Origin of the sequence: Cereibacter changlensis JA139, assembly GCF_003034985.1 — a bacterium.
Classification (GTDB): domain Bacteria; phylum Pseudomonadota; class Alphaproteobacteria; order Rhodobacterales; family Rhodobacteraceae; genus Cereibacter; species Cereibacter changlensis.
The window spans coordinates 1-13,060 of record NZ_PZKG01000113.1 but is presented as its reverse complement, the minus strand read 5'-3'; the positions used below and the strand labels follow the sequence as shown (position 1 = coordinate 13,060).

General features: G+C 70.2%; 9 protein-coding genes. 4 read left to right on the top strand and 5 right to left on the bottom strand.

The window, feature by feature from the left end:
* Nucleotides 1–584 (top strand): sensor histidine kinase (locus tag C5F48_RS18030; protein ID WP_146170636.1); only part of this gene is annotated, 584 nt, incomplete at its 5' end.
* A complete protein-coding gene (locus C5F48_RS18025; protein WP_107665231.1) occupies nt 577–2,349 on the top strand; it encodes an ABC transporter ATP-binding protein in 1,773 nt (590 codons plus the stop codon). The genes C5F48_RS18030 and C5F48_RS18025, both read left to right, overlap by 8 nt.
* A 468-nt stretch (nt 2,350–2,817) precedes the next feature.
* On the opposite strand, the gene C5F48_RS18020 is transcribed toward C5F48_RS18025, so the two are convergent.
* The 4 genes from C5F48_RS18020 to C5F48_RS18005 all read right to left on the bottom strand — a co-directional run bounded on the left by C5F48_RS18020 (nt 2,818) and on the right by C5F48_RS18005 (nt 10,347).
* Nucleotides 2,818–4,152: an HlyD family type I secretion periplasmic adaptor subunit gene (locus C5F48_RS18020; protein WP_245941380.1), complete on the bottom strand. Its 1,335-nt coding sequence runs from the start codon at nt 4,150–4,152 to the stop codon at nt 2,818–2,820.
* On the bottom strand, nt 4,145–6,124 hold the full coding sequence (locus C5F48_RS18015; RefSeq protein ID WP_245941381.1) for a type I secretion system permease/ATPase: 1,980 nt from the start codon (nt 6,122–6,124) through the stop codon (nt 4,145–4,147). Before C5F48_RS18015 ends, C5F48_RS18020 begins: the two co-directional genes overlap by 8 nt.
* A gap of 23 nt (nt 6,125–6,147) precedes the next feature.
* Entirely contained in the window at nt 6,148–8,109 is a 1,962-nt protein-coding gene (locus C5F48_RS18010) for a hypothetical protein (RefSeq protein WP_107665230.1), read from the bottom strand.
* A 90-nt stretch (nt 8,110–8,199) separates the two neighbouring features.
* The gene (locus tag C5F48_RS18005; RefSeq protein WP_107665229.1) at nt 8,200–10,347 is read right to left on the bottom strand and encodes a hypothetical protein; all 2,148 of its coding nucleotides are present in this window, start codon (nt 10,345–10,347) and stop codon (nt 8,200–8,202) included.
* Nucleotides 10,348–11,002: 655 nt separating this feature from the next.
* Here C5F48_RS18005 and C5F48_RS26145 point away from each other — a divergent pair.
* Entirely contained in the window at nt 11,003–11,737 is a 735-nt protein-coding gene (locus tag C5F48_RS26145; protein ID WP_245941382.1) for a helix-turn-helix transcriptional regulator, read from the top strand.
* Nucleotides 11,734–12,231 (top strand): hypothetical protein, encoded by a 498-nt coding sequence (locus tag C5F48_RS17995; RefSeq protein WP_107665228.1) that lies wholly within the window; start codon nt 11,734–11,736, stop codon nt 12,229–12,231. The genes C5F48_RS26145 and C5F48_RS17995 overlap by 4 nt, the downstream gene beginning before the upstream one ends.
* A gap of 8 nt (nt 12,232–12,239) precedes the next feature.
* Here the strand turns inward: C5F48_RS17995 and C5F48_RS17990 are convergent.
* The coding region (locus C5F48_RS17990) for a GMC family oxidoreductase (RefSeq protein WP_219907811.1) at nt 12,240–13,060 on the bottom strand (821 nt) is incomplete at its 5' end.

The window sequence follows — 13,060 nt, the reverse complement described above, 5'->3', positions numbered from 1 at the left end:
CGCCGCAGCTTTACGAAAGGCTGATCGCGCATGTTGACAGCCTTTCGGCCATCGTCGAGGAACTGCGCACGCTCGCGCTCGGCACCGCCGGGCAGCTGGATCTGAAGTCCGGCCGCCTCGATCTGGCCGATGCGGCCGGGGCCGCGGTGAGCGGGCTGGAGGCCGAGCTGACGGCGGCGGGGATCGTCCTGACCCGCTCGCTGGCCCCGGCCGAGACGGTCGCCGATCAGGCGCGGCTGCGTCAGGCCTTCGTCGCGGTGCTGGAAAACTGCCGCCGCTATGCGCCGCAAAGCTGCGTGCATGTCGAGACCCGCAGCGAAGGCGACGAGGTGGTGTTCCGCTGCTCCGACACCGGGCCGGGCCTGTCCGCAGAAAACCAGGCCCGCGCCTTCGACCGTTTCTGGCGCGCGGACGAGTCGCGCGGGCGCAGCCTCGGCGGCTCGGGCCTCGGCCTGCCCATCGTGCGCGCCATCGCCCGCGCCCATGGCGGCGAGGCCCGGATCGTGCCGCAGACATCCCCCGGCCTGACGGTGGAAATCCGCTTGCCGCAACGCCCCGCGTCTGCCGGAAAATCCGATGACTGACATTCCCGACGACTACGACGATCTGGCCGCGCGGCATGTGTCGATCCGGCGCGTCCTGCGGCTGTTCGCCCCCTACCGACGGCGGATCGCGGCGGTGGTGAGTTTGATGATCCTGGCCTCGGCCATCGGGTTGGCCGGGCCGTTCCTTCTACGCGCGATCATCGACGTCGCCTTGCCGCAGCAGGATCTGTCATTGCTGGTCTGGCTGGCCGGCGGCATGATCGCGGCGGCGCTGGCCTCGGCCGGGATCGGCGCGCTTCAGGTCGTCCTGAGCGCACGCATCGGACAGGCGATCCTGCATGACCTGCGCGTCCGGCTTTATACCCATCTGCAGACGCTGTCGCTCCGGTTCTTCACCGGCACCCGCACCGGCGAGGTGCAGGCGCGGATCGCGGGCGACATTGCCGGTCTGCAGTCGCTGATGACCGAAACGGCGAACGAGCTTGGCCGCTCGCTCAGCGCGGTGGCGATGACGGCGGTGGCGATCGTCATTCTGGACTGGCGGCTGGCGCTGTTCGTCCTGTTGATCGTGCCGGTGACCGTCCAGATCAGCGCGCGGGTCGCCCGGCTGCGCGAGGCGCTGACCTTCCAGCAGCAGGCCCGCGCCGCCGACATGTCGGTGGCGGTGCAGGAGACGCTGTCGGCCTCCGGCATCATCCTGGCCCGCACCATGGGGCGCGGTCCCTGGCTCACGCAGCGTTTCGCGCGCATTTCGCGCGATCTGGCGCAGCTGGAGGTCCGGTCGCATACGGCGGCCGAATGGCAGTGGTCGCTGATCGGCTTTGCGCTGGCGTCGCTGCCGGCCCTGACGCTGCTTGCTGGCGGGCTGCTGATGCAGGGCGGCAATCCGGCCAGCATCGGCACCCTCGTCGCGATGATCGCGCTGCAGGAACAGCTTCTCTGGCCCTTCGAGCAACTGCTCGAGGTCGGCCGCGACGCCCGCAAGACCCGCGCCCTCTTTGCCCGCATCTTCGAGTATCTCGACAAGCCGGTCGAGATCACTGAGCGCGCGGACCCGATCACCATCCCCCGCGCCGACATGCGCGGCGGGGTTCAGCTGGACCATGTCAGCTTCTCCTATGCCGGCCAATCTGTCCGGGCGGTCGATGATGTGAGCCTGACCATCCCCGCCGGCAGCCATGTCGCCATCGTCGGCCCAACAGGCTCGGGCAAGACGACGCTCGGCTATCTGCTGGCGCGGCTTTGCGATGTCGAGACCGGCGCGATCCGCTTCGACGGGGTGGACCTGCGTGACCTGAGCCTCGCGACGCTGTCGCAGATGCTGGGGGTGGTGTCTCAGGAGCCCTATCTGTTGCATGCCTCTGTGGCCGAGAACCTGCGCTTCGCCAAGCCCGAGGCCACGGATGCCGAGATCATCGCGGCGGCGAAGGTGGCGCAGATCCACGACCATATCTCGGCCCTGCCCGAGGGCTATGAAACCTTGGTCGGCGAAGGCGGCTTCCGGTTCTCGGGCGGCGAGAAGCAGCGTCTGGCGCTGGCCCGCACCATTCTGCGCGACCCGCCGATCCTGCTTCTGGACGAAGCGACAAGCGCGCTCGACACCCGGACAGAACGCGCGATGTCGCGGGCGCTGGATGTGATGTCCAAGGGCCGCACGACGATCACCATCGCGCACCGGCTTTCGACGATCCGCCATGCCGATCTGATCGTGGTCATGCAGGACGGGCGAGTGGTGGAGAGCGGCGCCCACGAGGAGCTGGCGGCGAAGGGCGAGGCCTACGCCGGGCTTCTCGGTGACGCATGATGCCGAAGAGAAGGGCGCAGTTTGCGGACGATGACGGGGTTGTCGCCGGTCTCGTCACATTGCCTGCGGGTCGGCGAAAAGAAGCGCTTCCTGAGCGACGAAGTCTTGTCGTCCGGAAAGATCTCTCCAAGAGACTGCCCCTGTTCGTGGTGATCGCTCCATCCACGGTTATCTTTTCAGCGCAGCGATCTCACCTCCAAAATCCGAGCGGCGCGCATTGACGGTTTCGACCCTCCCGAGCATGGTTCCGCCATCTTGTCCGGCCCGGTGAAGAGCAAGCGCCCGACCTTCGACGATCGGCCACGTGAACGAGCCCGACGTGCCGGGAGGCCCGGGCAAGTCCGGGATCCCAAGATGCAGCGGAAGCTGATGGTTGGACCGCGAGGAACTTCTGGCCCTGACGGACAGCGTTGCGCACCTCCGGGAATCCCCGTTGCAGAACGGCGTCCCTGAGCGCCCCGACCGCCGTCACTGCTCGCGGAAGGCGCGGGCCATGCTGTCGGCTATCGGGCGGACGAGGTATTGCGCGAAGGTGCGCTCGGCGGTCTGGATCATGATCTCCGCCGGCATCCCCGGCGTCGGGGTGAAGCCCGGTACGCGCTGCAGCTCGGAGGGGCTCAGCGTCACCCGCGCCACATAGACCTCGCGCAGCGAGCCGTCCGAGGCGTCGGCCATGCTGTCGGCCGAGACGTAGTCGACCACGCCGTCCAGCACCGGCGTGGTGCGCTGGTTCAGCGCGATCAGCCGCACCGTGGCGGGCTGGCCCGTCTTCACGCTGTCGATGTCCTTGCTCGGCACCAGCACCTCGATGATCAGCGGCGCGTCGGCGGGCAGGATCTCGGCGATCGGCTTGCCGGTCTCGATGACGCCGCCCGTCGTGTGGTAATGCAGCCGGACCACGGTGCCGGTCACCGGGGCCAGCACGTCGGTGCGCGCCAGCACGTTCTCGGCCTTGCGCGACTGTTCGCGGATGCTCTCCAGCTCGCCCTGGATCGCCTGCAACTCGCTGAGGGCGGCGCGGCGGAACTCATCCTCGATCTTGCCGATCTGGGTCCGGAACTTCGCCTTCATCTCGCGCGCCTCGTTCAACTCGGCCTCCAGCCGGCCGGTCTCTCCCTTCGCCTCCAGCAGGGCGCGGCGCAGCGCCGAGATCTCGGTCTGGCGGATCAGCCCGGTCTCCAGCAGTTTCGACTTGGTCGCCAGCTCCTCGTCCAGCAGCACCGACTGGTCGCGCATCGCCGAAAGCTGCACCGAATAGCCGGTGCTGCGCATGTCGAGCGCGTCCATGCTGCGCTCGATCAGCGCGATCTCGTTGGCGAGCTGCGACTTCGTCGTGTTGAAGGCGAGCCGCTGGCTGCTGAGGATCGAGGCGATCTCCGGGTCGCCCTGCGCCGCCACCAGTCGCTCGGGGAAGGCCAGCGTGGCGAGGCCGCGATGCGCCGCCAGCAGCCGGGCCTCGGTCGCCTCGAGCCGCATCCGGCGCAGCAGCAGCTCGCGGCGCGTGGCCTTGGCCAGCGTCTCGTCCAGATGCAGGATCAGCTGGCCCTCCTGCACCAGGTCGCCCTCGGCGACGAAGATATGCTGGATGATCCCGCCCTCCAGATGCTGGACGATCTTGTTCTGCCCGGTGGCGACGAAGCTGCCCTGGGCGATGACGGCGGCGGCCAGCGGGGCGAGGAAGGCCCAGAGGCCGAAGCTCCCGAGGGCCACGGTCATCAGCGAGAAGCCGAAGATCGCGTGCCGGGTGATCGAGCGCGGCACCTCGGCATACCATTCGGCGGGGGTAGCGGTTGCGTCAGACACCGGCGGGACCTCCCGGTTTGCGGATCGCCTGCGGCTGCGGCGCGGTGTTGTTCAGCTGGGCCAGCACCCGCTCGCGCTCGCCGAACAGCGCCACCGAGCCGTTGCTGAGCAGCATGATCTTGTCGACCACGCTGAGGAGGGCGGGTTTCTGGGTGATGACGACCACAGTGATGCCGTTCTCCCGCGCCTGTTCCACCGCGCGGGACAGCGCCTTGTCGCCCGCCGTGTCGAGGTTGGAGTTCGGCTCGTCCAGCACCACGAAGCGCGGGTTGCCGAAGAAGGCGCGGGCCAGCGCCACGCGCTGCTTCTGCCCGCCCGAGAGCGGCGCGCCATCCGCGGCCACCATGGTCTCGTAGCCTTGCGGCAGCAGCGCGATCATCTCGTGCACGTCGGCCAGCGCCGCGGCGCGGTGGATCTGCGCGTCGGTGGCGTCGGCGCGCATCCGGGCGATGTTGTCCTTGATGGTGCCGGGGAACAGCTGCACGTCCTGCGGCAGGTAGCCGAGGTTCTCGCCCAGCTGGCGCGGGTCCCAGTTGCGCAGGTCCATCAGGTCCAGCCGCACCGAGCCCGAGGTCGGCAGGATCGAGCCGACCAGCATCTTTCCCAGCGTGGTCTTGCCCGCGCCGGAATTGCCGATGACCGCCAGCGTCTCGCCCGGATTCAGCGAGAAGCCGATGCCGTTCAGGATCACCTGCTTGGTGCCGGGCGGCACGTAGAGCAGCCGCTCCACATCCAGCCGCCCCTGCGGATGCGGCAGGCGCAGCCTTTCGAACTGCAGGCGCGACGAGGTGAGCAGCCGGGTGATGCGCTGATGCGCGGCGCGGGTCAGGATCACCGCGTTCCAGCCCTCGATAGCCCCCTCGATCGGGGCCAGCGCCCGCCCGGCGATGATCGAGGCGGCGATGACCATGCCGCCGGTGATCTCGCCCTCGATCGCCAGATAGGCGCCCCAGCCCAGCATCATGATCTGCGTGAGCAGCCTCACCGCGCGCGACAGCGAGGCGCTGATGATGTTGCGGTCCTGCGCCCGGACCTGCGCGATCAGCGAGGCGGCGGCGTCGCGGCCCCAGATGGTCACCGCCTCGGGGATCATCGCCATGGCGTTGATGATCTGGCTGTTCCGCGCCATCGAGTCGAGATGCATGTTGGCCTTGGACTGGGCGAGGTTGGCCTCGGCGAAATGCCGTTCGGTCAGCTTCTGGTTGGCCAGCGCGATCACCAGGAGCAGAAGCGCCGTCACCACCACGATCAGGCCGAGATGCGGATGGACGAGGAAGATCGCCAGAATGAAGAGCGGCGCGAAGGGCACATCGAGAAAGGAGATCAGCGTGCCCGAGACGAGGAAGCTGCGCAGCTGCTGCAGGTCGCCCAGCGTCTGGTACTCGCGCCCCGACCCGTTGAGCGAGGCATGGGCGGCCGAGCTCAGGACCGGCCCGCCGAGCCGCGCCGCCACCTCGACCGCGGTGCGCATCAGCATGAAGCGGCGCACCGCGTCCAGCGCCGCCTGCAGCAGGATCGCGCCGACGATGACCACCGTCAGCATCACCAGCGTGTCGAGCGAGCGGCTGGTCAGCACCCGGTCGGAGATCTGGAACAGATAGACCGGGATGGCGAGGATCAGCAGGTTGGTGGCGCAGGTCAGCACCATCACATAGCCGAGGTTGCGCCGCACCGCCGCCGTGCCCTGCCTCAGGCTCTCGCCGAAGTTCTCGGGGCCGACGCGGCGGTGGAAGCCCGGACCCCGGCCGCCACCCCCGCCGTCGCCCCGGTCGGGCGGTGGCGGCGGCCGACGCGGGATCGGCTCGCCCGCCCGCGCCTCGATGGTCACCGCGCCGGGCCGCTGCACCGAGGTGTCGCGCATCTCGGCGCGGGGCGGCAGGTCCACCCGGGCCTCGGGCGGCAGGCGCAGCGGGCGGCGGGCGGCAGCTCCGGGGGCTGCCGGGGCGAGGGGAGGGTCGGTCAGGTCCTTCACGGGCGTCTCTCCGCTGTCGGGGGTCAGGCGAGGGCGGTCTGCATCACGTCCGCAGAGCCGGGATGGTCGGTCAGCATCGGGAAGGGCGCGAAGACCGGGGCCTCGGGCGCGTCGATCATCCCGTCGGCGAGGAAGGCCACCGCCTCGCTCACCACCGCCGACATCGCGCCGCCATCGACCGGCGCGTCGAGGTCGATCAGCCCGGCCTGGTGGATCATCGCGTCGCTGTAGGCCCCGCCCATCGCCATCACCGCGCTGTCGATGCCGTCGTCCAGCACACGGGCCGCGTTCAGCTGCGCGTTCGACCCGGCGGTGACGCTGACCAGCGCGGCCTCCTCGGCGGAAAGCCTGTCGAGCGCCAGATGCAGCTGGTCGGAGTCTCCGAGCACGTTCACCTGCTCGATCACGTTCAGCTTGGTCAGGTTGCCCTTCACATGCAGCACGTTCACCGTGTCGAGTCCGGCAAAGCGCGGGTCCTCCAGGATCGCGGCCGAAAGATCGGAGCCGCCGGCCTGCATCCCCTCCAACGTGGTGCGGAAGCCCTCGGTCATCTCCTCGACGCTGTCGACCCCGACGGTGGAGATCTGCGCCTTGTTGACCTGCACGTCGCCCACCGCCTGCGCCGCGCCCGAGGGCGCGCCGGTCACCACATCGGCGTCGAGCAGCACGTTGGTCTGGCTGATCGAGGTCAGCGTCAGCATGTCGCCCTCGACCAGGATCAGGTCGTAGTGGAAGCCGAGCTCGACCAGCGAGGTCAGGTTCGACACCACGTTCTCCCCGAGGCCGATATATGTGGCGCTGCCGGTGAAGATCACCTCGGCCCGGTCGAAGTCGCTCAGGAAGACATATTGCTGCACCCAGTTCAGCGCCGTCAGGTCGCCCTCGATGGTCACCACTTGCCAGCTGTCGGGCTGGCCGGCGATGGCGGGCACCGACGTTTCCGGCGCGGCGATCCGCTCGATCATCGCGGCGTTCATCGCCACCGGGGCCGGGGACAGCGCCCCCGGCACGGCCGTAGTGCTCATCACGTTGGTCTGGCTGATCGCCGCGAGGTCCATCACCGAACCGCCGACCGCGATCACCGGCGCGTCGACCCAGCGCAGCGTCACCAGCGCCTCGTTCACCGCGAGGTTGCCGCCGCTGACCACCGCATGGCCCGGGTCCACACCGAAGGGATCGGGCGTATCGGGTAAAGGATCGAGCCGGGGATCGCCCGCCGCCTCCGGCGGGGTCTCCTCCTCCGGCTGCAGCAGCGCCGGCAGCAGGTCGACGAAGACCGGCAGCTCGGTCGCCGTCGCGCCATCGATAAGGATGCCCTGCGCCTCCGCCCCCTGCGCCACGGCCAGCGTGACGCTCGGTGCGGCGGCGCCCTCGCCGGCAGCGGTCATCCGCCCGGCCATCTCCTCCGCCAGCGCCAGCGTCGGCGCGGTGCCGGGCGGCAGCGCCTCGCCCACCCCTGCGCCGAGCGCGGTCCCGAGGCCGGCCAGCGTCGCCAGCTGCGCCATGTGCAGCTCCGGCGCGACGAAGGCATCTGGGGTGCCGAAGTCGAGCAGGTCGTTGTCCGACAGCAGCCCGATCTGGGTGGTGATCGTGAGGATCGAGTTCGGCGACGGTGGCGGCAGCAGCATCATGCCGCTGCCCGAAACGGGGCCGATATGCGTCATCGGCAGGGGATGCTCCTCGAACCAGGGCCCGGCCTGCGGCTCCAGCGGCGGCAGGGCATCGGGCAGGGGATCGGGAGCGGAAAGGGGTTGTGGTGCAGGAGGCTCGGCGGGGGCCACGTAGGCCACGCCTGGCACGAAGTCGCGCATCTCGAGGGGAGGGGAGCGCAGGGCAGGGGGCGGCGTCTCCGGCGGCGTCTCGGCCTCCAGCTTCTGCGCCACCCGGAAGGCCTCGTAGTCGGAGCGCAGGCGCAGGGCGTCGATGTCGAGATGGAAGGATCCGATGAAATGCGCAACGATCTCGGTCGAACTGTCGAGGGACATGGCCAGCCTGCCTTCTTCCAAAGCGTCCGGACGAACCGAACGCAATCCGGTGCGGGGCCGGCGAACCGGCCCCGCGGGGGGAGCGATGTCTCAGCTCAGGTCGTCGTCGCCGACCGCGGTGGAGGTCAGCGAGCCGCCGACCACGGTCATGTCGACCGTGTTGCCGAGGATGTTGGCGCCCATGACGATCGACTGGTTGAAGGCCGTCAGGTCGATCGCAGCCGAGGCGGAGGCGAGGGACTCCCCGGTGACATAGCCGTCGTCGCCATTGCCCGAGCCCCAGCTGCCGGCGTTGCCGCCCATGCCGCCGGCGCCGGTCGTGGCCGCGCCCGCCGCGCCGCCCAGCACGTCGCCGATCGTGGCGTCGCCGCCCGCCGAGGCGCCGCCGGTCGCATAGCCCGATGCGCCGCCGGTGCCCATGCCCATGCCGCCCGAACCGGTGCCGCCGACGCTGGCCTCGGTCATGCCGCTGCCGCTGGACGTGTTGGAGGCGTCGTCATCCGAGCTGGCTGACCCGCCGTAGCCGGCGATCGCCTCGGCCATGCTGTCGGCCGAACCGTCGAGCTGGGCTTCCGAGAAGATCTCGGACAGCCCGCCAAGCCCGCCTTCCGCCATCGAGGTGCCGGTGCCGGTGCCGGCGGAGTCGGCGCTGGAGGTGGCCGAGTTGCTGGCCGCGCCGCCGCTGGCGTCGCCGCCGGTGCCCGTCCCGGTGCCGGTGCCCATCGAGTCCGACATGGCGCTGTTGCTGCCGCCCGCGCCGCCTTCCGAGGCAGCGTCGCCGGTGCCCTCGCCGCTGCCGTCGGCATCGCCCGACATGGCCTCGCCGCTGCCGCCGGAACCGCCGGTCCCGGTGCCCGTCCCCGTGCCGGTTCCGGTCCCGGTCGCGTCACCCGAGTCGGCGCCGCTGCCGGCGTCGCCGCCCGTCGCCCCGGCCATGGCTGCCGCGAGCAGGCCGAGCGCGCCGGCCCCCGCACCCGCACCGCCGCCATTGGCCGTGCTGTCGGCGTCGGATTCGGCGCCGCCCAGACCCAGGCCGCCGCCGAGGCCCGCGGCATCTCCGCCGTCGCCGCCATCGGCATCGGCATCGGTGTCGGCGTCACCTGCGCCGAGCCCGACGCCGATCGCGCCGGAATCGCCGCCGCCGGCATCCGCAGCGCTGGCCTCCGAGCCGGAGAGCCCTGCGCCCAGGCCGACGCCCAGCGAGTCACCGTCGCCGCCATCCGCGTCCTGATCGCCCGCTGCCGAGCCCGACATGCCCGACCCGAGGCCCAGACCCAGCGAGGCCGCGTCGCCGCCGTCGCCGCCCGCGCCGTCGCTGTCCTGGTCGCTGTCGGCATAGCCTTCGGCCGAGCTGTCGGCCCCGGCTTCGCCGCCGTTGCCGCCCCAGCTGTCGCTGTCGGTCGAGGCGCCGCCCAGCCCGAGGCCCAGCGACAGGCCGCTGGCGTCGGCGTCGCCGCCGTCGCCGCCGTCGCCGTCAGCTTCGCCGCCGTCGCCGGTCGACCCGCCGGTCGCGCCCGAGAGCCCGCCGAAGGCTGTGCCGCCGGTGGCGCTGCCGCCGCTGCTGTTGGCGTTGCTGCCGCCCGCTGCGCCGTCGGCCCCGGCGCTGATGCCCTCCGACGCCTTGGCGATGCCGCCCTCGGCATTGCCATTCTGGTTGAACGTGCCGGTATTGCTGACCGTCGGGTTCCACAGCGTGTCGGCGTCTTCCAGCGTCGCGTTCTGGCTGGTGATCAGCGCGGCGTCATTGCCGGCGTCGAAGCTGGCGCTTTCAAGCACGCCCTCGAGGTCGAGGTCGTTGCCGCCGCCGGTGGTGTTGCCCACCTCGTAGTTGAGGTCGCCGCCGGCCGCCACGATGTCGCCGACCTCGGCCTCGTCGCTCATGTCGATGTCGATCAGGTCGTCGTCGCGCGGGATCCACTCGCCGCCGCCGAAGTCGATGTTCACCTGGTTGGAGTTGTCGTTGCTGTCATCGCCGCCGTTGGTATTGGCGTTGTCGACGCTCTGACCCTGGCCCTGGCTCTGACCTTGCCCCTGGTCCTGCCCCTGGCCTTGACCCTGGTCCTGACCTTGACCCTGGTCGTTCTGCACCTCGGTGCTCTGCTGCTGGTCCTGCTGCTGCAGGTCGATCGCGGCCTCCTTGATGGCGATGTCGGTGTCCAAATCCGCCGTGACATCGTCGATGTTGATGTCGTCGAACACGACGTTGCTGTTCTGGGCGTGGTGTCTTCTGTCTGACATGACGGTTGCTCCTGTCTTCCCGCAAGCCCGCCAGTCATTTCCAAGACGGCGCAGGGGGAGGACGCTGGGTTGCTGTTGAAGGCGTGCCGCGGGGCGCGAAGGGCGCGGGCGGCCGGGTGGAACGACGGTCTGGTCTGGAGGCGCCCTCCTTCCTGCCGTGATCGGACCTGCCCCGGGCAAAATCCGTCGGTCCCCCGAAGGGGCGCCGCGGGCCGGTCCGCTTCCAGCTCAATGATCTTTGAAAATGGGTCCCGGTCACCCCGGGATTCCCTGACTGTCGCACCCGCCGCCGCACCGGACCAGTTGGCCGAAGGAGCGACGTGAAAACGGGGGATCTGGCCGGAGGATAGGGGAAAATCGGTTCCGTCAGGGGGCGCGTCGTGGCGGGCGGCCCCGAAACGCGCCGAAAGCCTATATCGAACGATCTATGCCGGGCCGCCGCCGCCGGCTTCGGGCGCCGGATGACCCGGGAAAACTGATCGTCCGGCGATCTGCGGTGCGGTCGCGGGCCGGTTGCCTACTCCGAAAGGACAAAGGGAGGGAGGGGCTTTGCCCCGTTCCGTGAATCGGCAGCCGAGAGTAGAGTTCGTTGCATAGCTGCTCATTTTTGAAACTGAGTGCCTTTTTTTATAACCGTGTCCTTCAGGAGATGGTGATGCGCAACGAGTTCATTGGAAAAGTTCTTCCTGCTGTGCCCGACCCGCAGCGACGCAAACCCCCGGCCATCCTGTTCATCGGCAGTCCGCTGGTCTTCGGCGACTGGATCCTGCGCGTCGCCGCCTCGGAATCCGGCGGCATGGAGGTGCGCCGGCATGACGAGCTGGCGCCAGCCGAGCTTGACCGGCTGGCCGGCGAGGTGACGCTGCGGATGGTCGTGGTGGAGGAGGCGCAGGTCGAGGAGCTGGCCCGGCACATGGCGGCGCAGGACGGCCACGGCGGTGGGACCTACTGGGCCATCGCCTACCACGACCGCGACATCGCCCGCGACGTGCTGGACCGCCGGCTGGACGGCGGCCCGCTGCGCGACGTGCGGCTGCTGCCGATGCACGTCCCGGTCGAGGTCTGGGCGCTGATCTTCCGCCTGACGCTCTGGGGCGACTATTTCGTGCCCTGCGAGCTGCTCCCGACCGCCGCCGCCCCTGAGCCCGCGCCGGGCAAGGAAAAGGCGCCAGCCCCCGCGGCGGTGGCGGCCGGCCTCACCCCGCGCGAGACCGAGGTGCTGGACCTCGTGGCGCAGGGCGGGCAGAACAAGGTCATCGCCCACCGGCTCGGCCTGTCCGAGCATACGGTGAAGCTGCACATCCACCGGATCATCAGCAAGGTCGGCGTGCGCAACCGCACCGCCGCCGCCAACTGGTATCTCTCGGGCCGAAGCGGGGCAGGGGGATGAACGCCGCGCCGCGCGAGAGCTTCGACGACGTGCTGCTGCTGCTCGGGCGGCTGAACTACGTATGGTCGAATACCGAGAGCCTGCTGATCCACCTGATCGCCGGCATCGCCGGCACCAGCAAGGACACGGCGCTGGTCATCTACCTGACGCTGAACACCACCCGGGCGCGGGCCGATCTGGTGGAGCGGCTGGTGAAGATGGAGGGTCGCGACCCGGTGGAGCGCGACCGGGTGCTGGCCGCGGTCGGCCAGCTCACCCGGCTCTCGGCGCTGCGCAACCAGTACAACCATTGCATCTATGCCTTCGATCCCAGCGGCGGCAACGCCCGCACCATCCAGATGCGGATCTCGGACCGCAAGACCGACATCCGGATCGGCCGGGTGAACGCCATCGACCGCGAGGCGATGGACAGCATCCGCCACTGTATCGACGAGCTGGCGCAGCTGAACCGCGCCGTCTGGGCGCTGATCGGCGACTGCGGCTACCCGGCCTGAGCGGAGCCTCAGACCAGTGGCTTCGCCGGCGGGAAGGCCAGCCGCGCCGCCTGTTCGGCGAGCGGATGCCGCGGCGGCTCCGGTCGGGCGGCGGTCGCCACGCGCTGCACCCCGGGGCGGAGCTGGCGCAGCAGCCCCCCGGCCAGCCGGAAGGCGAGGCAGGTGGCCAGCAGCGTCGGGTTCACCGCGCCGGAGGTCGGGAAGACCGAGGCCCCCACGACATGCAGGTTCGCCACTCCGAAGACCGCGCCCTCCGGGTCCACCACCCCCTCCTCCGGGAGCCGGGCCATGCGGGTCGTGCCCATGTGGTGGCCGCTCTGCGAGGCGAGGCTATCCGCTACCAGATCGGGATCGTAGTCGAAATGGCCGACCCCGCTCAGCCGGAAGCTCTCGGCCAGCACCGCGAGGTTGCGCCGCACGCCCTCGACGGTGGCCTCGTCCATGCGCCAGTCCAGCCGGATCAACGGCATGCCGTAGCGGTCGCGGGTCTCGGCCAGCGCGATGCGCGATTCCGGGTCCGGCATCTGCTCGGCGTTGATCTCCATCCGGTAGCGCCGTCCCGGGTTCAGCAGGAACACCGAGGGCAGCTTGCGCGCCGCAAGGAAACGCTTGCCGACGATCTGCGGCAGGAAGCGCGCCAGATCGACCGGGTGGTGCAGGATGTTGGCTGCGTGGCGCATCGGCAGGGTCCAGCCGAAGGCCCCGGCGCTGCCGTCGCGGGCGACCAGCCGCCAGCTGTATTCCTTGGGCAGCAGCTCCTTGGCCAGATGCACCGCCGACAGGATCGCGCTGCCATGCGCCGGATCCCAGACCGGCGGCACCGTCGGCC